General features: G+C 45.3%; 23 protein-coding genes and 1 pseudogene. 15 read left to right on the top strand and 9 right to left on the bottom strand.

Annotated features, from left to right (window positions below):
* The 5 genes from ACE1TF_RS06705 to ACE1TF_RS06685 all read left to right on the top strand — a co-directional run bounded on the left by ACE1TF_RS06705 (position 1) and on the right by ACE1TF_RS06685 (position 5,192).
* Positions 1-753 (top strand): sugar isomerase domain-containing protein, encoded by a 753-nt coding sequence (locus ACE1TF_RS06705; RefSeq protein WP_375015389.1) that lies wholly within the window; start codon positions 1-3, stop codon positions 751-753.
* Between the two features lie 67 nt (positions 754-820).
* Entirely contained in the window at positions 821-1,882 is a 1,062-nt protein-coding gene (locus ACE1TF_RS06700) for an ROK family transcriptional regulator (RefSeq protein WP_042397113.1), read from the top strand.
* A gap of 155 nt (positions 1,883-2,037) precedes the next feature.
* Positions 2,038-3,204 carry a Gfo/Idh/MocA family protein gene (locus ACE1TF_RS06695; RefSeq protein ID WP_042397116.1) on the top strand — a complete coding sequence of 389 codons (1,167 nt, stop codon included), beginning with the start codon at positions 2,038-2,040 and terminating at the stop codon, positions 3,202-3,204.
* Between the two features lies 1 nt (position 3,205).
* Positions 3,206-4,372 carry a dihydrodipicolinate synthase family protein gene (locus ACE1TF_RS06690; RefSeq protein ID WP_375015385.1) on the top strand — a complete coding sequence of 389 codons (1,167 nt, stop codon included), beginning with the start codon at positions 3,206-3,208 and terminating at the stop codon, positions 4,370-4,372.
* A gap of 13 nt (positions 4,373-4,385) precedes the next feature.
* On the top strand, positions 4,386-5,192 hold the full coding sequence (locus tag ACE1TF_RS06685) for a sugar phosphate isomerase/epimerase family protein (protein ID WP_375015383.1): 807 nt from the start codon (positions 4,386-4,388) through the stop codon (positions 5,190-5,192).
* A gap of 59 nt (positions 5,193-5,251) precedes the next feature.
* Here the strand turns inward: ACE1TF_RS06685 and ACE1TF_RS06680 are convergent, their stop codons facing one another.
* The gene (locus ACE1TF_RS06680; RefSeq protein ID WP_375015381.1) at positions 5,252-6,853 is read right to left on the bottom strand and encodes a glutathione ABC transporter substrate-binding protein; all 1,602 of its coding nucleotides are present in this window, start codon (positions 6,851-6,853) and stop codon (positions 5,252-5,254) included.
* Positions 6,854-7,055: 202 nt separating this feature from the next.
* On the opposite strand from ACE1TF_RS06680, the gene ACE1TF_RS06675 reads away from it, so the two are divergent.
* Positions 7,056-8,357, top strand: coding sequence for a Zn-dependent hydrolase (locus tag ACE1TF_RS06675; RefSeq protein ID WP_375015379.1), 1,302 nt, complete (start codon positions 7,056-7,058; stop codon positions 8,355-8,357).
* A gap of 62 nt (positions 8,358-8,419) precedes the next feature.
* The gene (locus tag ACE1TF_RS06670; RefSeq protein WP_375015377.1) at positions 8,420-9,481 is read left to right on the top strand and encodes a response regulator aspartate phosphatase; all 1,062 of its coding nucleotides are present in this window, start codon (positions 8,420-8,422) and stop codon (positions 9,479-9,481) included.
* Between the two features lie 60 nt (positions 9,482-9,541).
* On the opposite strand, the gene ACE1TF_RS06665 is transcribed toward ACE1TF_RS06670, so the two are convergent.
* A complete protein-coding gene (locus ACE1TF_RS06665; RefSeq protein WP_375015375.1) occupies positions 9,542-10,222 on the bottom strand; it encodes a hypothetical protein in 681 nt (226 codons plus the stop codon).
* 196 nt (positions 10,223-10,418) lie between these two features.
* On the bottom strand, positions 10,419-11,603 hold the full coding sequence (locus ACE1TF_RS06660; RefSeq protein WP_375015373.1) for an MFS transporter: 1,185 nt from the start codon (positions 11,601-11,603) through the stop codon (positions 10,419-10,421).
* A 1,037-nt stretch (positions 11,604-12,640) separates the two neighbouring features.
* Between ACE1TF_RS06660 and ACE1TF_RS06655 the strand changes: the two genes are divergently transcribed.
* Together ACE1TF_RS06655 and ACE1TF_RS06650 are read left to right on the top strand one after the other, a co-directional pair.
* A complete protein-coding gene (locus ACE1TF_RS06655; protein WP_375015371.1) occupies positions 12,641-12,934 on the top strand; it encodes a hypothetical protein in 294 nt (97 codons plus the stop codon).
* A gap of 12 nt (positions 12,935-12,946) precedes the next feature.
* Positions 12,947-13,144 (top strand): annotated as a pseudogene (locus tag ACE1TF_RS06650) (GNAT family N-acetyltransferase); the annotation flags it as partial.
* Between the two features lie 477 nt (positions 13,145-13,621).
* Here ACE1TF_RS06650 and ggt read toward each other — a convergent pair.
* From ggt to pgsB, 4 genes are read right to left on the bottom strand one after another with little or no spacing between them, the layout of a single operon-like run.
* Complete coding sequence (gene ggt / locus ACE1TF_RS06645) at positions 13,622-15,280, bottom strand: gamma-glutamyltransferase (protein ID WP_375015369.1); 1,659 nt, start codon at positions 15,278-15,280, stop codon at positions 13,622-13,624.
* A gap of 18 nt (positions 15,281-15,298) precedes the next feature.
* Positions 15,299-15,424: a hypothetical protein gene (locus ACE1TF_RS06640; protein WP_255357825.1), complete on the bottom strand. Its 126-nt coding sequence runs from the start codon at positions 15,422-15,424 to the stop codon at positions 15,299-15,301.
* An 18-nt stretch (positions 15,425-15,442) separates the two neighbouring features.
* The gene (pgsC, locus tag ACE1TF_RS06635; RefSeq protein ID WP_375015367.1) at positions 15,443-15,898 is read right to left on the bottom strand and encodes a poly-gamma-glutamate biosynthesis protein PgsC; all 456 of its coding nucleotides are present in this window, start codon (positions 15,896-15,898) and stop codon (positions 15,443-15,445) included.
* A 27-nt stretch (positions 15,899-15,925) separates the two neighbouring features.
* Positions 15,926-17,128, bottom strand: a complete 1,203-nt coding sequence (gene pgsB, locus ACE1TF_RS06630; RefSeq protein ID WP_375015365.1) for a poly-gamma-glutamate synthase PgsB — start codon at positions 17,126-17,128, stop codon at positions 15,926-15,928.
* 390 nt (positions 17,129-17,518) lie between these two features.
* On the opposite strand from pgsB, the gene ACE1TF_RS06625 reads away from it, so the two are divergent.
* The 3 genes from ACE1TF_RS06625 to ACE1TF_RS06615 all read left to right on the top strand — a co-directional run bounded on the left by ACE1TF_RS06625 (position 17,519) and on the right by ACE1TF_RS06615 (position 21,576).
* Complete coding sequence (locus ACE1TF_RS06625) at positions 17,519-19,069, top strand: amidase family protein (RefSeq protein ID WP_375015363.1); 1,551 nt, start codon at positions 17,519-17,521, stop codon at positions 19,067-19,069.
* The gene (locus tag ACE1TF_RS06620; protein ID WP_375015361.1) at positions 19,011-19,766 is read left to right on the top strand and encodes a hypothetical protein; all 756 of its coding nucleotides are present in this window, start codon (positions 19,011-19,013) and stop codon (positions 19,764-19,766) included. Before ACE1TF_RS06625 ends, ACE1TF_RS06620 begins: the two co-directional genes overlap by 59 nt.
* Positions 19,767-20,901: 1,135 nt before the next feature.
* A complete protein-coding gene (locus tag ACE1TF_RS06615) occupies positions 20,902-21,576 on the top strand; it encodes a Na-translocating system protein MpsC family protein (protein WP_375015359.1) in 675 nt (224 codons plus the stop codon).
* A 321-nt stretch (positions 21,577-21,897) separates the two neighbouring features.
* Here ACE1TF_RS06615 and ACE1TF_RS06610 read toward each other — a convergent pair whose 3' ends face one another.
* Positions 21,898-22,071, bottom strand: a complete 174-nt coding sequence (locus tag ACE1TF_RS06610; RefSeq protein ID WP_193744625.1) for a hypothetical protein — start codon at positions 22,069-22,071, stop codon at positions 21,898-21,900.
* Positions 22,072-22,090: 19 nt separating this feature from the next.
* Positions 22,091-23,263, bottom strand: coding sequence for a pyridoxal phosphate-dependent aminotransferase (locus tag ACE1TF_RS06605; protein ID WP_375015356.1), 1,173 nt, complete (start codon positions 23,261-23,263; stop codon positions 22,091-22,093).
* Between the two features lie 273 nt (positions 23,264-23,536).
* On the opposite strand from ACE1TF_RS06605, the gene ACE1TF_RS06600 reads away from it, so the two are divergent.
* From ACE1TF_RS06600 to ACE1TF_RS06590, 3 genes are read left to right on the top strand one after another with little or no spacing between them, the layout of a single operon-like run.
* Positions 23,537-25,426: a cbb3-type cytochrome c oxidase subunit I gene (locus ACE1TF_RS06600; protein WP_375015354.1), complete on the top strand. Its 1,890-nt coding sequence runs from the start codon at positions 23,537-23,539 to the stop codon at positions 25,424-25,426.
* Positions 25,410-26,027 (top strand): cytochrome (ubi)quinol oxidase subunit III, encoded by a 618-nt coding sequence (locus ACE1TF_RS06595; RefSeq protein WP_042397149.1) that lies wholly within the window; start codon positions 25,410-25,412, stop codon positions 26,025-26,027. Before ACE1TF_RS06600 ends, ACE1TF_RS06595 begins: the two co-directional genes overlap by 17 nt.
* 5 nt (positions 26,028-26,032) lie before the next feature.
* Positions 26,033-26,377: a cytochrome C oxidase subunit IV family protein gene (locus ACE1TF_RS06590; protein ID WP_042397152.1), complete on the top strand. Its 345-nt coding sequence runs from the start codon at positions 26,033-26,035 to the stop codon at positions 26,375-26,377.
* Positions 26,378-26,437 lie beyond the last annotated feature (60 nt).

The following is a 26,437-nucleotide window of genomic DNA, read 5'->3' as shown; positions in this document are numbered from 1 at the left end:
ATGATGCTAACATCGCAGTATTACACAAAAGTTAATGAAATACTTACACTGATACTGGAAACAGAAGAAACAGCGATACGAGAGGCAGCACAAGCTGTGGCTGATCAAGTAACGGAAGATAAAGTATTCTATGTGTACGGGCCAGGGGGTCATTCGAATTTGGCAGCTCAAGAAATTTTCTTTCGGGCTGGCGGGTTGATGCATGCCAGTGCAATATTAGATGAAGGCACATTGCTTAGTAGCGGTGCTCTACGTTCTATGGCAATAGAACGCACACCAGGTTACGGTCGCATTGTCATGGAGAATGAACGCCTACAGACAGGAGATCTACTCATCATTGTCAATGCATATGGAATAAATGCGGCAACGATCGATGCCGCATTATACGCTCGTGAAAAGGGCATTAAAACGATCGGTGTTTCATCGATTGACCATGAAAAAGGAACACCCGCTACACATCCAGCAAGACATCCATCAGAGCGAAATCTGCATGAACTCGTGGATTACCATGTGGACTCAAAAGTGCAAGTTGGAGACGCCGTAATTGGTATTGCAGGTCAAGACCAGAAGGTAGGTGCAATGTCAACTTTTGCCAATGCGTTTATTTTAAATGCAATGATGATTGAAGCAACAGGAATCTTATCAAGCAAAGGGATACAACCGCCGATCTGGAAGAGTGGAAATGCCGAAGGCGGAGATGAGTGGAACGCTCAATTTATCGAACGCTTTAAAAAAGAGATCCATCATTTATAGGGATATGGTACGATATGCTTGCCTCGATCAATAAGGCAAGCTTTTTTGACGGATGGGAGAGTACAACATGTCAAAAGGAACAGGTATGTTAAGGGAGCGAAATAAACGAGCCATCCTATCGCTCATTAGAAAACAAAGAGAGACGACACGTCAGGACTTAGCAGATCAAACGGGTCTAAGCAAGAATACGATTTCTCTCATCGTTGATGAATTCTTACGAGAGAAGATAGTTAAGGAAAAAGGAATAAAACCAACGGGAACAAAAGGGAGACCGAAGATTGCAATTGCAATGCATGAAGATGGCTACCGGGCAATTGGAATTGGGATTAGTAAACGAACGATTGAATATGCAGTTGTAAATTACTATGGTGAGGTGTTAGAGAGCCAAGTATTCTCATTCGTTAATCATAACCCCGACGATACGAAAGCAGAAATCATGAAAATTTTAGAATATGTTGCCGTTTCGTATAACAATATACTGGGGGCTGCCATTGGAATGCCTGGAGTTGTTAATGACGAAAAGAGCATATTATACAGCTCAACGCATTTAGGATGGAAAGATGTCTCATTTATAGATCTACATACCTTTACATTCCCAATTTTCATTCAAAATAATGTTAATATGGGTGCGCTTAATGCGATGGAAAATGCGCCTCAAGAAATGGGGCCGTATACGTTCTACGTCAGTATTGGCGATGGTGTTGGCGGGACAATGATGATTGATCACTACATTGTTAACGGTGCAAGTGGAACAGCTGGGGAAATCGGCCATATCGCTGTTGATCCAGATGGGGAGCTGTGTCGGTGTGGACAGACGGGTTGTCTTGAAGTGTTAATCAATCATGAAGCCATGAAAAATCAGCATTCAGAAAAAGGAATGCACCGGTCGGGTCAACTTCTAGGGAAAGCGCTTGTTCAAGTGATCCATCTGTTTAATCCAGACCATTTGCTAATTGACAGCAGTTATCCGATGACCGAGCCATTTATTCGTGGGTGTATGAGTTACATGGAGATGAACGCGTTAGCGATTCCATTCAATCAAGCTCACGTATTATTTAGTGAGAAAAAGTTCAGCACATCTACGGGTGCTGGGTTGTATTGTATTTTGCAGCATGAAAGCAATGTGTGACGACGTGCTCAAAAAGAACTCCTCCAAGATTATAGGAGTTCTTTTTTTGCGAGTACGCACTCTAGTTCCTTTTTTGAGAACTGCTTTCCTCTATTAGTAAGACACAGGCGGCTGAATCGAATACAGTAGGTGTACTGTAGAGAGGAGGCTTCGTAATGGCGACAAAAACGTGCAAGATCATCATGAACGGAGTAACAGGCAGGATGGGGACGAGGCAGCATTTGATTCGATCAATCAAGGCGATCCGTGAGCAAGGTGGGGTTCGGTTAAAGGATGGAAGCGTTGTAATGCCAGAGCCTGTGCTTGTAGGAAGAAATGAAGAGAAGCTAGAGGCGCTGGCGAAGTCGCACAGCTTCACGGAGTGGACGACGAATTTGGACGTGGCACTCAAAGATGTGAACAACACCATCTACTTTGATGCGCAAACGACCAATCTTCGCGCAAAAGCTTTGAAAAAGGCGATAAATGCAGGCAAACATATTTATTGTGAGAAACCGACGTCAACTTCGTTTGAGGAATCATTGGCGCTTGCGAAGCTGGCGGATCGAAACGGTGTGAAGAACGGGGTTGTCCAAGACAAACTGTTTCTTCCAGGTGTACAAAAGCTTCGTCATTTGATTGCATCAGGCTACTTTGGCGATATTCTATCGGTGCGAATGGAGTTTGGGTATTGGGTGTTTGAAGGGGATTGGCAAGAGGCGCAGCGTCCTTCCTGGAATTATAAGCAGGAAGAAGGTGGCGGTATTATCGTCGATATGTTCCCACATTGGCGCTATGTGCTCGATGATTTGTTTGGGTCGGTGGAAGCGGTGAATGCGTATGCGGCTACACATATTCCGACGCGCGTGGATGAGCATGGGAACTCGTACAAAGCAACGGCCGAAGATGCGGCGTATGCAACGTTTAAGTTGGCGAACAACGTAGTTGCTCAAGTGAATTCTTCATGGGCGGTGCGCGTGAACCGTGATGATCTACTCACGATTCAAGTGGACGGTACGCACGGAAGTGCGGTTGCAGGGTTACGAGGGTGTAAGACACAACATCGCGTTAATACACCAAAGCCGGTATGGAATCCGGATTTGGAAAATCCGTTCACGTTCCAAGATCAATGGGAAGATGTTCCGAGCAATACGGTGTTTGAGAATGCGTTTAAGCATCAATGGGAATTGTTTTTGCAACATGTGTATGAAGATGCTGACTTTCCTTGGGATTTATATGAAGGGGCGAAAGGAACGCAGCTAGCGGATTTAGGTTTGCAATCTTCAAAAGAACAACGATGGATAGAGGTACCGTCGATTGAACGTGATGGAGGTGAGCGTTAACGTGAGTCTAACGATTCAACTTCCGACGGCAGATCGCCATCTGAAGACGTACACCGTGAATAGCCAACGATGGGCAGCGCCGACGGCTCCGATTTCTATCAAAAAAAGAAAGGTGTTTTCTGCGGTTCATGTTGTGGCAGATCCGTGGGCCGTTGATGATCCGCTTCGTGATGTAGGCATTGACTGGGAACATACGCTGGCGTATCGCCATCATATTTGGGGGTTAGGGTTGTCGGTGGCTGAGGCGATGGATACGGCGCAACGAGGCATGGGGCTCGGGTGGTCGCATGCGAAGGAGTTGATTACGCGTTCGGTGAAGGAGGCGCGCGCGGTCGGGGGTGAGATTGCTTGTGGTGCGGGCACTGACCAACTGCTACCGGCGCCCGTTATTGGCTTGGACGATGTGGTGCATGCGTATGAAGAGCAGTGCGCCCACGTCGAGCGAGAAGGCGGGAGAATTATTGTGATGGCGAGCCGCGCGCTTGCGCGTGTGGCATCGTCTCCCGACGATTATGCTCGAGTGTATGAACGGGTGCTCGAACAAGTGAAACAGCCGGTCATCCTCCACTGGTTAGGGGATATGTTTGATCCGAATTTAGAAGGCTATTGGGGCAGTGACCAGCTTGATGAAGCGATGGACAGTTGTTTGAACATTATTCGTCAACATGAGAGCAAAGTGGATGGGATTAAGCTGTCGCTTTTAGATGCTTCGAAGGAAGTGGAGATGCGCAGGCGTTTGCCAGACTCTGTTCGGATGTATACCGGTGATGATTTTCATTATCCAGAATTGATTGAAGGAGACGGCAGGCATTATAGTGACGCCTTGCTTGGGATTTTTGATGCGATTGCACCGGCTGCGAGTCGAGCCCTTGTTGACTTGGATGCGGGAAATACGAGTGCGTACCGTGAAACGATGGACAAAACGGTCCCGCTCGCCCGTCATATTTTTAAATCGCCAACGTTTTCTTATAAAACAGGCGTCGTGTTTTTGGCATATTTGAACGGTTTTCAGCCTCATTTTCGAATGATTGCAGGCGCAGAGAGTCACCGTTCGGTGTTGCACTTGGCGAGGATCTTTGAACTGGCAGACGAAGGGGATGTGCTGTTAAATCCAGAGCTTGCTGTTCGGCGTATGAGGTTGGTGTTGCAACAGGCAGGCATTTCGTGAGGGGGCGATCGTCATGATTCAAAGGCTAAGTTTAAACCAAATTACGACGGAAAATTGGGGGCTTGAAGAAGCGATCAAAGGGTGTGAGCGCTATGAGATCTCACACATCTCGATTTGGCGTCACAAGCTGCAAGCGTTTGGCCTTACGGAAACGAAGGCTTTGCTTCGAGATACAGGTGTAAACGTGTCCAGTCTTTGCCGAGGTGGGATGTTCCCAGCGGAGACGATTAGCGAGCGCAAGGCGAATATTGAAGACAACAAATGGGCGATTGAAGAAGCGGCAGAATTAGGTACAGATGTACTCGTCCTCGTCTGTGGAGGTATGAGTAGTCATAATCTTAGTGAAAGTCGGAAGTGGGTGCGAGAGGGGATGGAGCAAATTGTACCTTTCGCCGAGGAACATGGTGTGAAGCTCGGTATTGAGCCGCTCCACCCGATGTATGCGGCCGATCGTTCGGTCATTACGACACTTGGCGAGGCAAACGCATTAAAGCAACGTATTGGCTCCGAACAAGTCGGTGTCGTCGTGGACGTGTTTCACGTATGGTGGGATGTGAATCTATATGAAGAAATTCAACGTGCCGATGGCTCAATTCTCGGCTTCCACGTGTCAGATTGGAAAGTCCCGCTGCCGGATGTGTTTAAAGCGCGGGCAATGATGGGGGACGGGGTTATTGATATTCCTCGCATTCGCGCGGCTGTAGAAAAAAGCGGGTATGGAGGCCCGATTGAGGTGGAGATTATTAACCAACACATATGGGACCAACGTGAAGATGAGACGCTTCAGGTAATGAAAGATCGGTTTCTAAAATATGTGTGACAGTATAAAAAAGAGGAGCACAGGACGCTCTGCACCCCGTACTCTTCTATGGTTTGTCATTAGTATCCGCTCTCGACACCGTCGCCAACAATACGGGCTTCGCGTAAGTCGAACACGCCGTTTGGATAGTGTATGAACCCTTCAATCGTATCCGAGACTCCTACGCGGAAATCGTCGTGTACGGTAGGGACCATTGTGGCTTCGTCAATAATGATTTGTTGTGCTTCTTTATAAATGTCCATGCGCTCGTCTTCATCTGTCGATCTTCTGCCTTCTTCAAGCAGCTCATTCACGTCTTCGTTCGTATAGAACGTACGGTTTCCTGAACCGCCGTGCATGTCAGAGTGGAAGACTGAATATAGCGCGTAATCCGCATCGGCTGTTACGGTTGTCCAGCCGAGGAGCACCATGTCGTGCTCGCCATTAGCTGTAGCGTCAAGTAAGGAACCCCACTCTACCGTCTGAAGGTCTACATCGATATTAATTTCGCTCAGTTGGTCTTGAATAACGACCGCTAATTGGTTGCTTACTTGGTCGCCTTCTTCATACCAAAGTGACGCAGAGAATCCGTCTTCGTATCCTGCTTCGTCCATAATCGATTGTGCTTCTTCAAGGTCATATTCTAACGGTTCAATGCCGTCACTATACCCATTTACGAGCGGGTTTACTGGGCCGACCGCTTCTGTACCATATCCTTGGAAGATCCCTTCAATAATGGTCGATTTATCAATTGCTTTCGTAATGGCACGACGCACGTCCACGTTATCAAATGGCTCAACCTCATTGTTCATGCCCAAGTAATCCAACCGCAAGCTTTCCACAGTGGAGAGTGAAACTCCATCCATCGTCTCTAGTGTGCCGGCGTTTGTAGGGTCAACATCGTCAGCGATATGCGCCTCGTTCGTTTCTAGCATACCGATTCTTGTGAGTTGTTCACTTACGACAGAATAGGTTGCGGAATCCAGTGGAACAGAACCGCCCCAATAATCTGCATAGTTCGATAGTACAACTTCATTTCCTTGATCCCAATTGTCTAATTCAAACGGTCCAGTACCGATCGGGTCGATATCTAAGTTGCGCTCGCCGTTCTCTTCTTCTTCAATGGCAACGGCACTCATCATTCCACCACCGTCATGGGCAAGGTGGGCAGGTAATGGCGCAAATGGATATTCTGTTGTGATGTGAACGGTATAGTCATCAACAACTTCTACGTCTTCAATCATTTCATAAAGAAACACACGTGGGTTCGCCGTTTCTGGTGCAACCGCACGCTCAAGTGTTGCTTTTACGTCATCTGCAGTAAACTCTTCCCCGTTATGAAAGGTAACGCCTTCCACGAGTTTGAATTCCCAAGTAAGATCGTCAATTTGTTCAAATTCTTCTGCCAAATGAGGCTGAAGTTCTGTATTCTCATCATGCATGACTAATCGTTCATATATGTTTGTGCGAATATGGCTGGAAGACGTATCGTTAGAGCCGTGTGGGTCAAGATCGACAGCGTCAGATCCCATGGCAAGCACAGCGTCTCCACCTTCGCTTGATGATTCAGAACCTTCTGTTGCGCTTGAGTCGCTACTCGTTTCTTCTGGGTCGCTTGAACAAGCCGCAAGCATCGTTACCGCTAGAAACCCTCCAGCAATTGTTTTGTATGTTTTTTTCATCGGATCCAATCCCCTCTAGTAAATTCTTCTAAGATGTTCGTAAAGCTCCTTTCTGTGAAATCTTTCATAATATTTGTTATCATAGCATTATATTAGAATAGAATCAAAAAAATTGAGAAAATAGATAATAGAGAAAGAAAAACGAGTGCAGGTAGATATAATGTATGAAAATTCTTACAATAAACGCTGAAGGAGAGGGATTATGAAAAGCTTTCGGGAGATATTATTATCAGACTATAACAAAAAGTATGATCGTGATGGTATATCAGGAATGAGAATGGCGGAGAGACTGCACACGTTATCTAAGATTGGTGAGACAGACGACGGGGGTAGTCACCGGCCTGGATTTTCTGATGAGGAATGGGAAGCAAAGAAACAAGTTGCCGAATGGATGAAAGCTATTGGTATGGAAGTTCGTTTTGACGGAGCAGGAAACGTCATCGGGAAGGTAGTAGGGAAAAACCCGGGACTTCCAGCGGTAATCAGTGGTGCTCATTTGGATAGTGTCCCGAATGGCGGACACTTTGATGGACCACTTGGTGTTTTATCGGCATTAGAAGTCGCTGAGTCTTGGGTGGAGGCAGGGGTTACCCCTCTTCGCACATTTGAAATTATCGTCTTTACAGAAGAGGAAGGAAGCCGATTTCAAAGCGGTTTGCTCGGCAGCCAAGCAATGATTGGTGGTGCAGATCTTGATGTGCAAAAACAGCTGAAAGACGGGGCGGGGCAATCATTTGAAGACGTGCTGCACGAGCGAGGAAGTTCAATCGAACAATTTGTGCAAGCGAAAAGAGAGTTCAAAGACGGAACGACTTACATTGAACTTCACATTGAACAAGGAAAAGTGTTAGAGCGAGAAGACCTCCCCGTCGGTATCGTTTCTGGTATTGCCGGACCGAGATATTGGCGCATTTCATTTCAAGGAACAGCAGGACATGCTGGCAACACACCGATGACTGATCGACAAGATGCTTTAGTTGCTGCTTCGCAATTTGTACGAGCGGTTTATGATTTACCTACTAGAGTAAGTGATACTGCTGTGGCTACTGTCGGCAAGCTCGATGTGTCGCCGAATGGGTCGAATGTAATTCCTGGGGAAGTTACCCTTGTTGTTGATGTTCGAGATATTCACCGTGAACCTAGAGACCAACTGTTTCAAGCTGTAAAAGAGGTTGCACAACAAGCAGGGGATGAGCTCGATGTATGTGTCACGTTTACAGAAACGTTGAACATTGAGCCAGTTCCTGTTGCCGAGGAAATAAAACAAAACATTAGCTCGGCGATTGAATTGGAAGGGTATCGAGCGATTGAAATCGCAAGTGGTGCTGGACACGATGCAATGGTCATGGGTACACAGATGCCCGTTGGGATGATTTTCGTGCGGAGTTTAAAAGGGGTTAGCCACCATCCTGAGGAATGGACGTCACTAGAAGACTGTGTCATCGGTGCTAGAGTATTAAAGCGGTATGTAGACAGTGTGATGAGTGAGGAAAAAACGTTATAGGACGAGAGAGAACATTGTGTTATACTATTCTAAACTTTTAGTGTTTTCTCGGAGGGCTGAACATGCCAGAGGCATATGCACCACAAGAAGTAGGTGGCAAGATCAACAAATGGTATCAAGCCGTTTCTTCGTACCAGCTAAATAAATCAATTAAATGGAAAGCGACGATTTCCCCTTTATTAAAGCAGATGGAACAAGACCATAAGGTCATTACATTTTACCAATTAGTGTCGTACAAACACGAAATGCTCGTGAAACAATTTCAAGAAAAAAATCCATACTATTCTTTCGCCATAGCTGAGCATTCAGAGCTGGATTACTTTTTGAAATTCTTATCTGAATTTATGATGGCAGACTTCTACTACTATAAAGAACAATTTGAAGATGCTTTTGACCGTTACCGCAATGCGGAACGGATGCTCATGTATGTTGAAGACAAGATTGAACGGGCGGAATTTAAGTTTCGGTTAGGGAAATCGTATGATGCTCTTGGAATGCATCGATTTGCCAAGCGGGCTTTTCAGCACGCGGTTGCCTCTTTTGAACAAGAAAAAGCATACTTACGCAAGACGATTGAGTCAAAGCTTTGTCTAGCGGATAGCCACGTACATGTGGACGAGCACGAAGAAGCAAGTAAAGTTTTAAAAGAAGTGCTCATCGATGCTGAAAAGCTTCCTCATACGAAACCGATCGTCAGACGATCCATTGCTCTATACTGGATTCGAGTACAAAACTACGCAAAAGCAAAACCGCACCTAGAACTTGCCCTCGTTGATGATCACTATCGTCAATCAGCAGCTGGTGCGAATACGGAAGCCATGTTAGCAAAAGTTTGTTATATGGTTGATGATCATATTGTCGCTAAAGAGCGCTTGCTCGGGGCGGAAGCAAGAGCAGACGAACTCGGTTGTTCGGAAACCAAAGCAGTTTGTTCGATTATTCGTGGGCTTTACGAGCCCGCTAGTGAACCGCTCGTTGATGACGGCATTAATGCACTGAAAGATGTGTCACATACAAATGTATATGTCGATGCACTGAAAATGCTCGTTAATCATTATGAAAAAAAGCAAGCGCATGAACGTGCCTTGTTTTACATGCGGAAAGTACTTGAAGTGAGAGGTTAAAGAAGTGATATTGGGAAAAAAGAAAAACGATGAGAGGCTGTATGGTGCCTCTCATCGTTTTCAATTCGTATGATCGGACCGCTTTCTTTCATCACGGTCGCGGTTGATTTTCGTTTTTTCTTGTGTTTCGGTGTGTGATCGGTGCGCGTGATGCGTTTCGCTTTGTTGTGGATTCGTGTGATCTCCTTGCATTTGCTCATCGCGATCACGATTTTGCATCGTTTCTTCTTGCGACGCTGTATAAGAACGTTCGGCGTCTTGTTTTTTGAAATCAGACCGTTCTCCGTGCCGGATTAAATCATAGATTGCCCGGCCGTTTGTCGGCTGGCCGTCGGGCAAATAGACGGGCACGATGTCAAAGAAAACATAATAGAAACAGTAGAAAATAAATGTGCTCCAAAAGATGTTTTCTTCAAGTACTCCTTCCAGTACGAGTGCATTCAAAACAACGGCACAAACTCCTGTCGTAATAATAGGAGAGGCATAGATGAAGCCGTGCCAAAAGCGGCTTTTCAGCGTTAGTTCTTCGTATTCCATCCATGAATACATGAAGAAGTATCGCCGGACTTCTACGGTTGGGATCGTGAATAATATGGGCCCGCTTCCGATAATGAGCTTCTTTTTCTTACTCCGTAAAAGGGTCGCCGCTAAATAGTAGCCCATCTCTCGAATGGTTGTTGCAAGTGGTAGGATGATTAACACAGCCATAAACAAGCGAATCCAATCTGTTGCACTAAACATGATTCGTTCTCCTCAAATGCTCTCAACAAATGAAGATGAAGATATCGTTATGAAATTGTGGATCATGCTCAACTTCAAAAGGAGAAACCTTGTATTTCAAATGACATATGGGACAGGTTTTCTCTTTTGAGTCGTAATTGTTTGACGGATAAGTAACTTTATCTGAATGTACACATCAGTAAAAGAGTCTTTAAGACTAATCTCTTGCAACACGTTGCCGTTGATCGTTGATAAGGTAGAGGGTAATCATACTACCTATTACTGCAACAATACTTGCGAAGACAAATACCGCGTGTAGTTGAAACGCTTCTGCGACCATTCCGGCAATCCACGGTCCTAAAAAGATGCCTGCGGCATAATACGATTGGAAAAACCCCATCACCGATGTTTTTAAAGAATCTGGTGCAAGTCTTGCAACTTGTGAAAGACAAATCGGAAGAACGAACCCAAGTGCTAGACCAATCAAGAAATGGGTTGCGGATAGTGTCCATAAGCTATTCGTAAATGGCACAAGGAAGAACATGACAGCAGCTAATACCATACAAGTTAAAATGACAATACGCTCTGTGTGCGGGTTCAAATGATACGCAGTCACAATGAGTGATGCAACGGCATGTGGCAGAAAGAACGCCGTCATTAACAAGACGATGGCTTGTTCTGAAATGCCAAGGGTTGCTGCATAGTTCGGTGTAAAACCAAAGATGGAAATAAACATTAGCCCGTGTGTAATGAGAGCGATCGTGCTGATTGGGAGCAGTTGTTTCGTTTTCAGTGTACGAGTGACATACTCTCCAATCGAATACCGAACGTTTTCTTCATTAGAGGCGGGGATCACTTTAATTGATACGGCTAAAAGCAACCCGATGAAAGAGGCGGCAACGCCTACCCAAAACGGCGAAAGCCATCCGAGCGATTCAACGAGAAAGCCGGCAGTTAGAATGCTTGCAAACTGGGGAAGGACGGTAAACAGTTGCATGGCACCCATTGCTCTTCCTGCATTCTCTTTTTTCACATATTGGGCATACATGATCGTCGCCATAACCCACATCGCTGCGGTCATGCCTGCTAAAAGTCGACCGATGAGTACCATCGTAAACGATTCAAAGAATACGAGGATCAAGCCGCTAATAATCGCAATCGCAAAGCTTGATACATACAACCATTTGCGTAAGAATAACAGCCGATCTGCGAGTACCCCAAGAGGGAAGCGTAAGGCCACTTGGAGCACACCGTAACTGCCGAGAATGATGCCAATGGCTTCATATGAAAAACGGATATTTTCTAAATATAAGCTAAACACAGGTACATAAATATAAGTAGCCAACCAGAAACAAAAAACAGAGGCAAGATAAATTAGATGATCTCTTCGGTATACGGTCATGGTGAACACTCCTTCCTCACAGTTTAGCACGTATGAATTCTTTAGATGTTGAAAAAAGGAAGCAAAATTTGCACACATGTTTAGCGTTTGTGCGCACCCCATCATGGTCATAAAACGTCGATCAACCTCAGTCGGCATTGAATGTAAAGAACATCCGTGGTGTGAACGGTCTTCGTCATGGGGCGTTCGAGCATGATTATTAAAGAAGATTACTTGGCTTACGTTATCTACATAGCGTGAGCTGTAGTTTTCCTGATTTGCGCTGTTGGTTGTTGCTTTTCACTACAGGCGGATGCTTGCAGTCCAGACTACAAGTGCAACATCGGTGGCGAAGAGACACCCCCCGTGTTTTCTTTTATGCAGCGGAGGACTAGCTAGACTCTTAAGTCTTACGGCGAGGTGACTGAAAAGATGCGTCTCACTCTCTAAACTGCTCGTTAACGCGAACCAGTGGGTCCGTCCTATGTGGGGATTTTAACTACATCGAGCGTTGCAATCATCAATTATCCCATCATAGAAACGTTTATGTGGGAATATGGCCTTTCTATGTGGGGATTCCGGCTAAAAATTGTTCCTCATTGAAGCAAATTCCATCATAGACAGGGTCTACGTGGGATTTTCTATTTATAGCAAACGAAACATTGTTATATATTTTCGATTTCCTTTTTTCAGTGAAAATATGATAACCTGCGGGGGCTCGTCTCGACCCTTGTTCCGCAGGCGTTACCGCCTTTCGTTCTAATCAATGGCATTGTATGGGGGGGAGTTGTCTTACTAGAGGTCCTTAATTGTGACACTAAACGGTGTTCATAGAAACCATCCATTGCTGCATCTACTATGAACGAATAACATCGATTTCCAATGACGTTGAGCTTTTGCTGTTAACGGTTGGTTTGCCATTGGTTCTCCAAGGAATTCTTTAGTTCAACTTATATAGTTTTACGATATAACCATTACTGTTTGTTCACCTAACGGTGCAGTTTAGTTCAATAACTTGTATGATAAAAGTGAACGAAAGGGACTAAGGTGAACAGTTAATGGATATTCGTATTTTAAATAAGTCTGATTCCCAGCTGTACCAAGAATTGCGATTAAGTGGATTAAAAGTCGATCCAGAAGCATTTGGTTCAACACATGAAAGAGAAGTAAATTCCCCAATTGAAACTGTCGTAGAGCGATTAAAGCAAACGAAAGATAAATTTGTTCTAGGTGCTTTTAATAAAAGTGATTCGCTAGTTGGGATTGTTACTTTTATGCGTGAAGACAGCCTTAAAACCAATCATAAAGGGAATGTTTTCGGGATGTATGTAGCACCGGAAGGTCGAGGCTAGGGTTTAGGGAAATTACTTATGGTTGAACTTATAAGGAATGCAAAAAATTGTATTGGCTTAGAACAAATAAACTTAACAGTTGTATCTGTAAATGAATCCGCAATGAAGTTATACAAGTCCGTAGGATTCGAGGTCTATGGTGTAGAACGAAATGCCCTGAAATTTAATGGGAAGTATTTCGATGAGGATTTGATGGTTCTATATATCTGAATATTGAGCTAGCTGAAACGGGTGCCATACTTCAATAAGAAAACATAAAGGCTTTTCCGCAATCGGGGGAATTTTTCGATTAAATGTATTGAAAACTAGAATATACTTCAACTAATATGTCGGTTAGTTGAAGAAGCAAACATTCCAAAAACATAATTTCCATAAATTAGGTAATTTCTGTTTTGGAGTAATATCAACATTGAACGTTAACGGAGCCATATTTTTAAATGGAAGAAACGATCGATTAGTAGCAGACTGGATTTCAAGACCGTTGAAGCGTTGATTACCAATAAGCGAGAAGGTAGGACAAGACTCTTGGCCCGGCGGGCGTGTTAAAGCTGTCAGTTTGTCAGTAGAAGTGGTAACGAAGGTGGTATCAATGAATGAATCGAACAAACCGGACCTTGTTCTTGCGAAAAAAAGGCCATTCAGGTTGCCCAAGCTGCTTTAGCTTGTAGAGAGAATAAGAAGAGGAGGTTAGTGGGCATCCCACTCTCCTCCTCTTCTTGAATCAGCTCCGCCAGTAATAATCCCGGCTTCGTCATCGACAACGATACTTTGCACGCTGCCAAAGTAAATGGCGCTTTTCGTGTGATCAACGGTATACCCTTCTTGTTCAAGTGATTCGGTGACGTCTGGAGGGATGCGACCTTCAACAGATATCGTTGGGGAGTGAAAATCATAGAATGATCGATTCGCTTCGATGGCATCTTCAATCGGTTCATCCATTAACAAGTGGCGGACGAGCACTTGCGTAAGTGTCGACGTAATGCGGCGGCCACCAGAGCTTCCAATGCCGATTTTTGGTTGTCCATCAGCTGTTATAATCGTCGGGGTAATATAGCTAATCGGTCGTTTGCCAGGTTCATAGCGATTCGGAGACGTTGTGCTCGCTGAAAAGTTGTCCAACTGGTTATTTAAGAAAAATCCGTCCATGTATATTCCCGACCCAAAAAAGCTACTCAGTGTGTTCGTCGCTGAGACCATCATCCCATCCTCATCAACGATTACAAAATGCGTCGTGTTCCCATCCGTTTCTCCGCCTTCCATATCTTCAGGAAGCGGGTCTTTACCGGTATCTTCAAGGAATTCTTTTGCAAGGTTATCCGCGTAATCCGAATCCAAGATGTTCGTTAGCGGCACGTCTACAAATGCAGGATCACCGATCGTTTGAACCCGGTCTTCGTAAGCGGTGCGGGCAATCCCTCCGACTCTTTTTATAAATTCGGATGGGTTATCCGCCCAGGCGTCAAGCGACAAACGCTCCGCCATTTGCAAAGCGTGCACGAGCATCGTCCCCCCTGCAGGGGGTGGCGCCGCGTATACATCCATTCCAGCAAAAGTCGCACGCACTGGGTGGCGAACTTGGACGTCATATCCTGCCAAATCTTCACGACCTAACCCGTCAATGCGTGTAATGATCCGGTCCCCAATCGGCCCATGATAAAACGCACCAGGTCCTTCCTCTTGAATGGTTTTCAGTGTTCGCCCTAACTCTTCTTGGACGAGCGGGTCACCAGGCTCAATTGCTCGACCTCCTGGAAAGAAAACATCTGCGGTCTGTGGCTCAATATGGGAGTACGCATTTTGTAGGTGAGTATGAAGTGTATAAGAAACATCCACTCCGTCCATGGCGAGTTCTATTGCAGGCTCCATGAGGTCCTCGATCGGTTGTGATCCGTAGTTCGCGTTTACCTTTTCCATGCCACGGACGAACCCGGGCACACCAATGCCCGGGTCTGGTTTATTGTTTTGATTCGGTGCGGTCTCTCTGTAATCAAAAGCGACGGGTTCCTGTTCTTCAGGTGCATGGACAAGCATCAGACCGCCACCACCGATGCCTGATGCTTGAGGTTCAAGAACACTGATGGCATAAGAGATGGCGACAGCGGCGTCAGCTGCGTTCCCCCCTTGATCAAGAACTTCCATTCCAATCTCTGTCGCTACAGGGTGGTCGGTAGCGACCCCGACGCCATCTACTCGTGAATTTGATGGGGTGTCTGTTTCCATTTCGGGTACTTCGGTCCGATCTTCTTCGTGATCTCGCTCATCGCTCGTGAAATTTAAACTCAAAAGAACGACCGCAACGAGGAGGAGAACGATGACGATGATCGTTTCGGTTCGGCTTCGATTCATTACGATCCCTTCCTTTTCCTACATGAAAACGAGCAAAACGAGTAGAGTGGCGACAAACGCAATCATCGTCTGAACGGAAGCATCTTTTTTCTGGTATTTTACTGCACGCACGCACCGTTCTTTAAGTGGTAATGATTGTTGCATGGTATTCCCTCCTGTTTTTTAGACAAACAATAGTTGATACACAAGCAGAATCGCGAATGTAGCTACGCTTAATAGCGTTGTACTTGCCATCGTTGCTACAAATCCTTGTCGCTGAATGGTATTCGCGACAAGGCCTGGGACGATCAAGCCGATCGCTTGCAAATTCCCAACATCTGCAGGTGTGAAATTAAACACGGTGTCAAATGCTAGCTTGAGTATAATGCCGGTTAGAAGCATGGCCGCGAACTTTCTACGACCATAGAGAATCGTGAAGCGATTAATAATGTGCATGACAACGAGGTACGTTGCAAAGCTAATAAATAAAATAGACGTTGCGTAAAGCGGTGAGGTCAAGACGAGTGCAATGTACCCTGGGACAACGAGTCCGGCAGGAACAATGCCTGTTTTCTCAGCGAAAAATAAGCTGAGTGTCACACCGGCAACGAGGGCGACGGTTACTTCTGCGATATCCATGGTGAGTCTCCTTAATCAAACGTTTGTTTATTGTAGGACTGCGATTTTTTCTTCATTTGTTTTCTGCATGTTTCTAAGCTCTTCTGTTAGCGGCTCGGCAGCTCCGTGAATGTTGCCGACGCCATAAATGACGGTGTCTTTCATATAAGGGCGTACTTCTTCAATAATGTCGGCGGTGTCGTAGCTTTCTAAGTTCAGGAACTGGTCTGCAGGAATCTCTCCACGATCGAACGCAGCAGCGATTGGATTCGTCGTTTCCCCGATGGTGACGAGTGTTCTGCACGGCAAATACGGCAATACGTCGCTTGCGAATTGTTCTGTGCGTTCGTAACGATCGCTTCGGCAATTCATAATAATGACCGCATCATCGGTTGGGTAACCGAGTGATTTTACCCGGTCCCATATATTAATGGTTGACGCCGCATCATTGGCAGCAAAGCCGTTTACGAGGTAAGAAGGGGTTGAATCGTCAAGGTCAATCGGCATGATTTGTAATGATCCTGGATCAGGCCAAGCATTGAGCATGCCTCGAAACGCTGTTTCGCGATCAATGTCGAGCGCTTCTGCGACGGCAAGAGCAAGTGCCGCGTTCTCTGGAAAGACCATATAGTCAAACTGAAGCAAGTAGGCTTCAGGAATTTTGGTTGTGTCACACACAATGACTCGGGTGTTCCTTTTCTCGGCAATTTCTTTATACATCGGAACGTAGGGGCTGTCGTTGACGATGAGGTGACCATCGTAAGGGATGGTGGCGGTAAAGGCGTGGGCCACTTCATCTAGAGTTGGCCCCATGAGGTCCATGTGATCTTCAAGTACGTTCACGATGACACCGATGTTCGCTTGGAGCATCCGCTCTTGAAAAACGACCTGATAATCAGGAGTGACAGCCATGCATTCACTGACTATGGCTTCTGCATCTTGGTTGGCGACTTGTTTCATCACATGTTTTTGCTCTCCGATGTTTGGGCCTTCTGGGCGGCGAACAATTGGTTCTTCTTGACCACTATACCAATAAAGCATTCTTGCCTGTGTTCCTGTCGTTTTTCCTACCGTTTTAAGCCCTGCCTCTGTAAGAACACCTGTCACGAGGCGGGTGACTGTAGACTTTCCGCGTACACCATTTATATTGATGCGTATCGGAATCGAAGAAACGTTTTTGTTGTGTTTATGGCTTTCTATAATGCCAAAGACCAGTAATGATAATAAGCAAGTTGCGACGATGAGTAGCATAGATGATCTCCTTTATTCTTTGTACAATTGACATCACTCGTCAGTATACCTACCAAAGATAAACGTGCCATCACAACAACATTAAAAACCATTACGTTTGGATTAAGCATTCAAATGTTTATTATTGGTGTATAATGAAAAACCGACTAAAATAGGTTGCTCATCCTACTCTATCTGGATGATAAATCTAGAAATATCTACCAATAACTGTTTGGCGTCAAGCATGAGGATTAAGAATAGTCCCGGATTCATCTAGAAAATCACGGTGTCATCTGACTGTGATATGGCTGTAACATAACTCAGGAGCTATGACCTAAAGTTGTTTCTCTCTCTTGAAAGAAGGGAATAGAATCGCAAATAGATCGAGTATTCGGTGTGAGGTGAAGAGAATTGAAAGAATATACAAACTTCGATGCGGTTGGGCTGACGTCTCTCGTCCAAACGGGGCAAGTCGAGGCAAATGAGTTAGTAGAAGCGAGCATTGCACGTGCAGAAGAGGTGAACCCAGGTCTGAATGCAATTGTGAAGGAGCGATACGACCGGGCGCGGAAGGAAGCGAAGGAACGTCGCTTTCAAAATGAAGCGTTTGCCGGAGTGCCGTTACTACTTAAAAATCTATCACATACGATACAAGGAGAACCGATAACGGCTGGGTCAGCGTTGCTTTCACACCGGATCGCGCAAAGAGATAGTCACTTTGTTAGTCGACTCAAGCGAGCAGGTTTTATGATGACAGGCTTTACAAACACGCCAGAATTCGGCTTAAAAAATATTACCGAGCCTAAGGTTTATGGACCGAGCCGCAACCCGTGGGGAGAGGCATTCTCACCAGGGGGATCTAGTGGGGGTGCTGCAGCAGCTGTTGCAGCACGGATTGTACCGATTGCTGCAGCGAGCGATGGGGGAGGTTCGATTCGAATCCCAGCATCGTTTACAAACCTTGTTGGTTTGAAACCGACAAGAGGGAGGATACCCGTCGGTCCAGGGGTAGGAAGGCAATGGCAAGGGGCGGCCATAGATTTTGTTTTATCTCGTTCTATGAGAGATAGCGCACGAGTGTTGGATGAGCTTCAGGTATATCAAAAAGAAGCCGCATTTCATACGCCCATATATGAAGGAAGTTTTGAGAAGCAAATGGCAAAAACCGAAAAGCGAAACCTTCGGATCGCTTGGAGCGATCGTTCCCCTGTCGGGACACCAGTCTCAGAAGCCGCGAAACAGGCTGTACGTCAAGTTGTACGTTGGTTAGAAGCAGAAGGTCATTACATTGAAGAATGCGGTCCGGACATTGAAGGCACAACGCTTATGGAACAATACTATACGATGAACGCTGGTGAGATGGCTGCCCTACTATCTTCAATAGAACGTGACTTAGGGCGATCAGTAACGCGAGAGGATGTTGAAGTAGAGACGTGGCTGTTGCGTCATTTAGGAGACAGACTTTCCGCAGCTCGCTATGCGAGTAGCCTATCGGCTTGGGATCAAGCGAAAGCCCGTATGGTAAGGTTTCAAGATACATTTGATTTGTACATCACACCAACAACGGCGTTTTCCGCACCGCGTGTTGGGGAGTTGACGTACACTCACAATGAAGTTGAACGTTTGTATGAATCTGTGGAGAAGTCAACGGAACAACTGTTTGAAGCAGTTTATGAAATGTTTTTGCCGAGCCTAACGTATTCTCCGTTTACACAACTTGCGAACATGACGGGGTTACCAGCGATCTCATTGCCGGTGTACAAGACGTCTGAAGGAATGCCTCTCGGTGTACAAGTAATGACGCAAACAGGACAAGAACACCGTCTACTCCAACTCGGATGGCAACTCGAACAGTCGCCACTTTGGGAAGGAGGAAAAACTTTTTTGAAAGGGGGTAAATGGTATGAGGGATCATTCACTAAACATTGTTCCGGTTCCAACACAATTTCATGTGCCGATTAACGAAGACGCTGAGCCATTAAGTGTAGCTACACAAGAGCAGGTGGATGCCCATTGGCAGCGGGTAAATGCTGATGGCAAGTTCTTTCGCGGTGAACTTTTCATCATTGATTCGATTCACCATACAAATGACGAACTCGTCATCGCAATGAAAGCGAGTGATTACGCCCATCACCTGTATGCAAAGTCCAGCACGTTACACCCGCAAGAGGCTTGCACGATCTTAGCGCCGGCAGCACTCATTCGCACGAAAGATAATTATTTAATTTTCGGGAGGATGGGTGAACATACGGCAAAACCACGCATAATCCAATGTGTCGGCGGTGGAATTGATGATGCGGATGTCGTGAACGGTGAAATCGATCTTGTTGGGAACATTCAACGAGAAGTTCTGGAAGAAGTCGGACTTTCCACAAAAATGATGGAGCACGTGACGTCTATTGGACCTCTTTGCCTCGTGTATCCAGAAGCATATGTATGGGTCGCGGTGATCTATGAAATTAACATACCGATGCGAAAAGACGAATTTGTATCCTTTTTTGAAGCGCATCAAACGAGACTACGAAGGGCTGGTAATGAGCCCGAACTGATGGAGATCATATCGGTAAAGGCGGACCGGAAAAGTCTGCGCACGTTCGTATCAGACCAATCAGATGACTTGATTCGTTATTTGCCGCCTTTGTTAAATGCGATCAAATAGGGTTTTTCAAAGCTTTCACTGTGATTCACTGCCAGAGAGAGTTGCGTTTTCGTACGACGTGTGCAAAAGAGAAGCATTAGTCAATAAGCGCATAAGTTAAAAGGTTAAGATTATGGATGAATTTTATTTAGCTGAAACGAGTGATCCTTCAGATCAGTGAAACATCGCCCCCATTCTTATATTTGAAGTGAACATTACTTCAACTGCTCGTTAACATAAACGCTGTAGGATTTGTATGAGGTAGTGATTCGCTATGGGAGGATATTCTCGAATTTGCTAGCGTTTTTTGATGAAATCTTACCATGGGTTATTCTATGGTAAGATTTCTTGTCTCTATGGGAGGATTTTTAGCAAAACGCCTCGTAAAATAAAGGGAATCTTACCATGAAACCAGCTATGGTAAGACTTTCATCCCGCGGTCTTGTGGCAATACTTTGTTCGTGGAAGATATTGAATTAGATTCAAAAGCCGCTGCTAAATCCCATTATCAATCCTTATCTTGTAGACGAATGATTTTCTTAACCTATAGAAGATGAACATCACACGTGCTTTCGCATCGAGTTGAGCGACCGTGCTAGCGGGGATTGCTAATATGAAAATAGGCAAAGAAGTCCAATTTGAATTTACATCGCTATTCTACAATGTTGAAGAACTGTTTGCCTCATAAACACTTCTATTGAGTGATTATATGGATATTTTTAGGAGATTGGTGATCTAGATCACGCCCAAATTGATCTATTTGAAATGAACTGCACATTTTCCTAATTTACACAGTTGGTTGTTTTTTTCCGCTGTAGGCCGATGCTTTTACTCCAGAGCACAAGGGCGACATCTGTGGCGAACCCCTGCCACCGTGTCTACTATGCAGTCCAGACTACAAGTGCAACATCGTCCTAGTGTGTAATTTAATAAATAATACTATTACTAAATCTGCGTTTATTATGTGAGTAAATAAAGTCATGAAATTCAATCATCTACCCACACTAACAATTGGTTTATCTCTTTAGGCCTAGGGGAATAGTATAGGCGTGTTATGAAGATGTTCTAGAGCTTTACAGCTCTGACTAATGCACGTACAATACTAAGTGGACGAAAAAAATAATGTTTTTGTCTACAGCTAATAAGGATGAGCACGATGGAGAAATCGATACAATCTGAACTATCCAGTTACATTGGAAGGTTATTTCGTGATAATTTCGGTAAAGGACCGGCTTCGGTTTACGTTTCAATAAAAGCCGACTATGTTGTTATTCATTTACGAGACTTTCTAGCACCGATGGAGCGGGTGCTCGTTTCGAAACATCAGAACGTGATGGTTGAGGAAACGAGAGACTTATTAATGGAAGAATTATTGCCAGATATTAAAGCGACCCTTCGGGTACGGCTAGATACTGAAATAGACGAATTGTATTATGACTGGTCTCTTTCAAATCGTTCAGGAATTATTTTGGCAAGGATTAATGCCAATGAATTAAAAGAAGAAGACGACTACCCTGAAAAAGATAATGTCCATGAGGCCATTTGCAGAGTGACCGAAGAGGCGGAGAAGCAGCCGCGATCGGTTCAGTCGTTTTTTGCCAACGATCGCACGCTTGTCGTCTTTCGTGAAGGAATTCTTGTGACGATTGAAAAGGAACTGATTCGGACAGGTTTTGAAGAACATCTTAAGATTACAAAGAGACACCTTGAAAAGAAACTGCTACATGCAGCTGGTTTTGAAGAAATTCTAAAACGAGGTGTTGAGGATATCTTTGTGGATTGGGATTTTCAACGAGATAAAAGCTACATTATATTTACATTGAAACCATAGGTGGGAATGCGCCGGACGATAGCGTCGGACATAAGCCGAAAAGGAGAAGACTCCTTTTCGGCTTTTTTTTGCAGTGTACAAAGTTTTTTATTTGGAGGGAAGTATTGTGAATCCGTATCTTATCGACCATCACAACAAAATTATACACAAAACACGTTTTATTACCGATCAATGTAACCACAAACACATCCTACACGAAGATAAGCAGTTCACATCCATTGACCAAGAGTGTGCGTCTTACGTGCAGCAAGGCTATACGTTTTGTACATACTGCAATCGATGACAAAAACGCGGCGGGGGCACGTCGCCACCGCCGCTTTGTTAGGACCGTTTAATAAATAACCATAAGTTTCGTGCGCCGATGAACGCCACAACAAAGCTTGTGGCAAGCACCATCGCCCAGAGCCACAATGGATATTCAATAATTAATGTCGTGAATAACAAAACCATACCGATAAAAACCATAAGCATTCCATTTCGTAACTGTGGATCCATACGAGCCTCCGTGCGGGTTTTAGTGGGAAACGTAGTTGACGAGACGTTTCGCTGCTTCTAATAATACATCGTCAGAGGCGGCATATGAAAGTCTCAAGTATCCTTCACCAGCGTCTCCAAAGGCAGTGCCCGGTACCGTCGCAACCCCAGTATCCTCAAGTAAGCGCAACGCAAAATCGCGAATGTTCGCTTCTTGATGGTGGACGCGAACGAAAAGATAAAAGGCGCCGGTCGCTTCCATGACTTGTAGCTGTTCAGTACCGGAAAGAGCATCGGCAAGCAAGGTTCGCCTTAGTGCGAATGAATGACGCATGTATTCAAGAACATCTCCTGCACGTTCCATTGCTGCAAGCGCAGCTTTTTGTGTGAATGCAGGTACGCAGGCTGTGTTAAATTGATGTACCCGGAAAATGCCTTGGTATAAAGGACTTGGAGCATGCAAGTAGCCGATGCGCCATCCGGTCATCGCATACGCTTTTGAAAATCCATTCACTGTAACGGTCCGCTCAGCCATGCCAGGTAAGCTGGCGATGCTCACGTGCTCAGTGCCGTCAGAGATAATTTTCTCATACATCTCATCAGAAAGTACAATCAAGTTATGTTTCTTGGCAATATTGGCAAGCTGGTGGATTTCTTCTTTAGTCATCACGAGTCCCGTCGGGTTATGCGGCGAATTTACGATGAGCATTTTCGTCTTTGGCGTTATGTGGGCCTCAATCGTCTTGAAATCGACACTTAGCCGCTTGTCGATTTTTGAGAGCGGGATGTGCACCGGAGTCGCACCAGCAAGGTGCGCAGCAGACTCGTAGTTCGGCCAAGCCGGGCTCGGAATTAATACTTCATCGCCAGGGTTTAAAATGGCAAGTAGGGTGTTAAGCACCGCTTCGCTTCCTCCAGCTGTAACAATAATTTCATCGGCTTCGGCACGAATGCCATTATCGTTAAGTAACTTTTGAGCGAGCGCTTCTCGAAGTGCAGGAATGCCATGATTCGGTGTATAGTGCGTATCCCCATCACGCATTGCGTTGATGGCGGCTTTTTGTGCCGGTTCTGGGGTGTCAAAGTCGGGTTCACCGAGCGTCAAGCTGTACACAGGCACGCCGGAGGCGTCTAACTGTCTTGCTTTTTCCGATAGTTCCCGAATTTTAGAAAATTGAACGTCGTTCATTCGTTTTGCAATCGTCGGTAACATCCGATCACCTCTTTTTGCATTTCTTATATCATATCATGTGGACAACGTACACGTATAAATATCTGGGAATCATTACATACTATTACTGTCTTGATGTGAGAACGTCAAGGCGACCACAAGGATTGGTCCCTTTATGGGATGAATTTCTCTAATGATGACCTTCTTCAATGTTTGCGCGCATTGAGGAAGGTTATTTTTTGTTCAATTCTCGTATGCATAATGGTTGTCGCTAGGGGCAAACTGTTCAAGACTTGCATGAAGGGAGCGAATCGAGTGGTTAGAGAGGCTGCAGAAACGCTGAAAAAGAGTGTTTTATGGGATTTACTGACGACAGTAGACCACAAAAAAATAGCAGTTTTATACTTATTGGCAGGAACGCTATTCTTTGGTAAAGCTGGGTTGATGGCGATTATCTTCCGCATTCAGCTCATGTATCCAGAAAGTACAATTTTAAGTGGTCAAACGTACAACGAATTTATTACGATGCACGGAACCATTATGCTGTTTTTAGCAGCAACACCGCTTTTGTTTGCATTTATGAACTACATGATTCCACTGCAAATCGGTGCCCGTGATGTGGCATTCCCATTTTTAAACGCATTAGGGTTTTGGTTTTTCTTCTTTGGAGGATTATTATTGAGTCTTTCCTGGTTTTTTGGGGGCGGTCCTGATGCCGGTTGGACGGCCTACGTCCCCTTGTCGAGTCGAGACTACGCAGGCATAGGACTTGATTTTTATGTGCTCGGTTTACAAATATCCGGGCTCGGTACGCTCATATCAGGAATTAACTTTATCGTAACGATGATTACGATGCGAGCACCTGGGATGACGATGCTTCGGATGCCATTGTTTTGCTGGACATCGTTTGTGACGAGCATGCTCATTGTGTTCGCGTTCACTCCGCTTGCCGCCGGTCTTGCGTTATTAATGCTTGACCGTATGTTTGGTGGACAATTCTTTATTCCGAGTGAGGGCGGGAATGTTGTGATTTGGCCGCACATCTTTTGGATTTTCGGTCACCCGGAAGTATACATTCTTGTATTGCCTGCATTCGGCATGATTTCAGAAATCATTCCTGTGTTTTCAAAGAAGCGATTATTCGGGTATACCGCGATGGTTTTTGCGACGATCATTATCGGGTTTCTCGGGTTTATGGTATGGGTTCACCACATGTTTACGTTGAACTTAGGGCCAATCACGAATTCAATCTTTGCATTGGCAACAATGATTATCGGGATTCCGACGGGGATCAAGATCTTTAACTGGTTGTTCACGATGTGGGGCGGGAAACTTTGGTTTACGACCGCGATGCTCTGTGCGTCCTCCTTTGTACCGACCTTTGTTCTTGGTGGGGTCACCGGGGTGATGTTAGCAATGGCGCCAGTGACCCACCTATACCACGATACGTATTTCGTCGTTGCCCACTTCCACTACATTATTCTCGGTGGGATTGTTCTCGGTCTATTAGGCGCAACGTTTTATTGGTATCCGAAAATGTTCGGGCACTGTTTGAATGAAACGCTCGGGAAAATAATGTTTTGGATCTTTTATGTCGGTTTCCATCTGACATTCTTTGTACAACACATTTTGGGTCTCATTGGGATGCCAAGACGGGTGAACGTATACCTTGCTGATCAAGGTTGGGACGGAATGAACCTAATCTCTTCCATCGGATCATACATGCAAGGGGTCGCGATTATCATCTTGCTCATCAACGTCGTTTACTCGGCAATGAAAGCACCAGACAAGCCGGTCGATGATCCGTGGGACGGTCGAACTTTAGAATGGGCGACCCATACACCTGTTCCAGAGTACAACTTTGCGCAAACGCCGCAAGTTCGGTCGCTAGACCCGTTGTTTTATGAGAAAGTGCACGGGGATGGAACGATGAAACCTGCAGAGCCAATCGGTGACGTGCATATGCCAAACGGCTCGTTTTTCCCGTTTCTCATCGCGCTAGGTTCATTCATCGTTGGGTTTGGTTTAATTATGTTGCATATGGACGCCTGGATTAACCCGTATATCGTCGTCGGTATCGGTGCGGTTTTAATGTTTGGCTCCATGGCGATGCATTCTTGGAAAGAAGATCACGGGTATCACATTACGAAAGAAAACATCGAAGCTATGGAACAGGAGGCGTTGGCAGATGAGCGAAACCGCTGATTTTTCGAAAGGGTTGCCCGCTCACCCGGAACGAGCAACGACCGAAGGAAAGAACAAGTTTGTTGGGTTTTGGGTATTTCTTTCTGGGGAAGTGACGATGTTTGCGACGTTCTTCGGGACGTATCTCGGTCTTCGAAACGGTACGGCTTCAGGTCCTGAAGCCGCCGACATCTTCTCCATGCCTCTCGTTTTTATAATGACGATGATTTTATTAACGAGTTCATTGACGAGCGTGATTGCCATGTTTGCGATGAGAAAAAACGAATTTAAGAAAATGAAGCTGTGGTTGTGGATGACTACACTGTTAGGTCTTGCCTTCCTTGGCTTCGAGATTTATGAGTTTGTTGAGTACGTACACTACGGCTTAGGGTTTACAACGAGTGCGTTTGCCTCATCGTTTTATTCTCTTGTCGGGCTGCACGGTGCTCACGTCGTATTTGGTCTCGGCTGGATTATTCTACTATTGATACGTTACAACAACGCTGGGATCACACTGACAAACGCACCGAAATTTTATACGTTTAGTCTCTACTGGCATTTCATTGACGTCGTTTGGGTGTTTATTTTTACAGTCGTCTATCTTATGGGAATGGGGGGTTAATCACTATGGCCGACAACTTATCGGAACCCTTTGAGAAAAGTGCCATGACTCAAGAGGACCAAAGAAAGAATCGTGAAGAACAGCGCATTCAGTATATCGCTTTTGCGTTTATGATTGTTCTCACACTGCTCGCGTTTGTCGCTGTTGGCGCTGACCTCTTGCCTGCTGCTTTTGCGGTTAGCTTTATCATCGTGCTTGCTGTCATTCAAATGTTCTTGCAGTTGTACTACTTCATGCACCTAAAAGAGAAAGACCACGGGTGGCCAAACACCTTTATGGTGACAGGGTTATTTCTCGTCATCCCAACCATCGTTGCACTCATGTTACTAATTGGTGTTGTCAAGTACTAAACATCGTAGCATCGGGGCTGTCCCAAGGATCACCATTGGGATGTGCCCCTTTTTTAATCT

The sequence above is a fragment of the Geomicrobium sp. JSM 1781026 genome, assembly GCF_041949955.1.
Classification (GTDB): domain Bacteria; phylum Bacillota; class Bacilli; order Bacillales; family Marinococcaceae; genus Geomicrobium_A.
The sequence above is the reverse complement of the archived record's forward strand: the minus strand, read 5'-3'. Positions and strand labels throughout refer to the sequence as shown.

What these genes read in the sequence shown, in the direction of transcription:
- ACE1TF_RS06610 (WP_193744625.1), bottom strand. Translation starts at nt 22,071, where the DNA reads ATGGATCCACAGTTACGAAATGGAATGCTTATGGTTTTTATCGGTATG.
- ACE1TF_RS06595 (WP_042397149.1), top strand. Translation starts at nt 25,410, where the DNA reads ATGAGCGAAACCGCTGATTTTTCGAAAGGGTTGCCCGCTCACCCGGAA.
- ACE1TF_RS06660 (WP_375015373.1), bottom strand. Translation starts at nt 11,603, where the DNA reads ATGACCGTATACCGAAGAGATCATCTAATTTATCTTGCCTCTGTTTTT.
- ACE1TF_RS06675 (WP_375015379.1), top strand. Translation starts at nt 7,056, where the DNA reads ATGAAAAGCTTTCGGGAGATATTATTATCAGACTATAACAAAAAGTAT.
- ACE1TF_RS06695 (WP_042397116.1), top strand. Translation starts at nt 2,038, where the DNA reads ATGGCGACAAAAACGTGCAAGATCATCATGAACGGAGTAACAGGCAGG.
- ACE1TF_RS06665 (WP_375015375.1), bottom strand. Translation starts at nt 10,222, where the DNA reads ATGTTTAGTGCAACAGATTGGATTCGCTTGTTTATGGCTGTGTTAATC.
- ACE1TF_RS06670 (WP_375015377.1), top strand. Translation starts at nt 8,420, where the DNA reads ATGCCAGAGGCATATGCACCACAAGAAGTAGGTGGCAAGATCAACAAA.
- ACE1TF_RS06700 (WP_042397113.1), top strand. Translation starts at nt 821, where the DNA reads ATGTCAAAAGGAACAGGTATGTTAAGGGAGCGAAATAAACGAGCCATC.
- ACE1TF_RS06640 (WP_255357825.1), bottom strand. Translation starts at nt 15,424, where the DNA reads ATGCAACAATCATTACCACTTAAAGAACGGTGCGTGCGTGCAGTAAAA.
- ACE1TF_RS06615 (WP_375015359.1), top strand. Translation starts at nt 20,902, where the DNA reads ATGGAGAAATCGATACAATCTGAACTATCCAGTTACATTGGAAGGTTA.
- ACE1TF_RS06680 (WP_375015381.1), bottom strand. Translation starts at nt 6,853, where the DNA reads ATGAAAAAAACATACAAAACAATTGCTGGAGGGTTTCTAGCGGTAACG.
- pgsB (WP_375015365.1), bottom strand. Translation starts at nt 17,128, where the DNA reads ATGCTACTCATCGTCGCAACTTGCTTATTATCATTACTGGTCTTTGGC.
- ACE1TF_RS06620 (WP_375015361.1), top strand. Translation starts at nt 19,011, where the DNA reads ATGAGGGATCATTCACTAAACATTGTTCCGGTTCCAACACAATTTCAT.
- pgsC (WP_375015367.1), bottom strand. Translation starts at nt 15,898, where the DNA reads ATGGATATCGCAGAAGTAACCGTCGCCCTCGTTGCCGGTGTGACACTC.
- ACE1TF_RS06655 (WP_375015371.1), top strand. Translation starts at nt 12,641, where the DNA reads ATGGATATTCGTATTTTAAATAAGTCTGATTCCCAGCTGTACCAAGAA.
- ACE1TF_RS06705 (WP_375015389.1), top strand. Translation starts at nt 1, where the DNA reads ATGATGCTAACATCGCAGTATTACACAAAAGTTAATGAAATACTTACA.
- ACE1TF_RS06685 (WP_375015383.1), top strand. Translation starts at nt 4,386, where the DNA reads ATGATTCAAAGGCTAAGTTTAAACCAAATTACGACGGAAAATTGGGGG.
- ACE1TF_RS06590 (WP_042397152.1), top strand. Translation starts at nt 26,033, where the DNA reads ATGGCCGACAACTTATCGGAACCCTTTGAGAAAAGTGCCATGACTCAA.
- ggt (WP_375015369.1), bottom strand. Translation starts at nt 15,280, where the DNA reads ATGAATCGAAGCCGAACCGAAACGATCATCGTCATCGTTCTCCTCCTC.
- ACE1TF_RS06605 (WP_375015356.1), bottom strand. Translation starts at nt 23,263, where the DNA reads ATGTTACCGACGATTGCAAAACGAATGAACGACGTTCAATTTTCTAAA.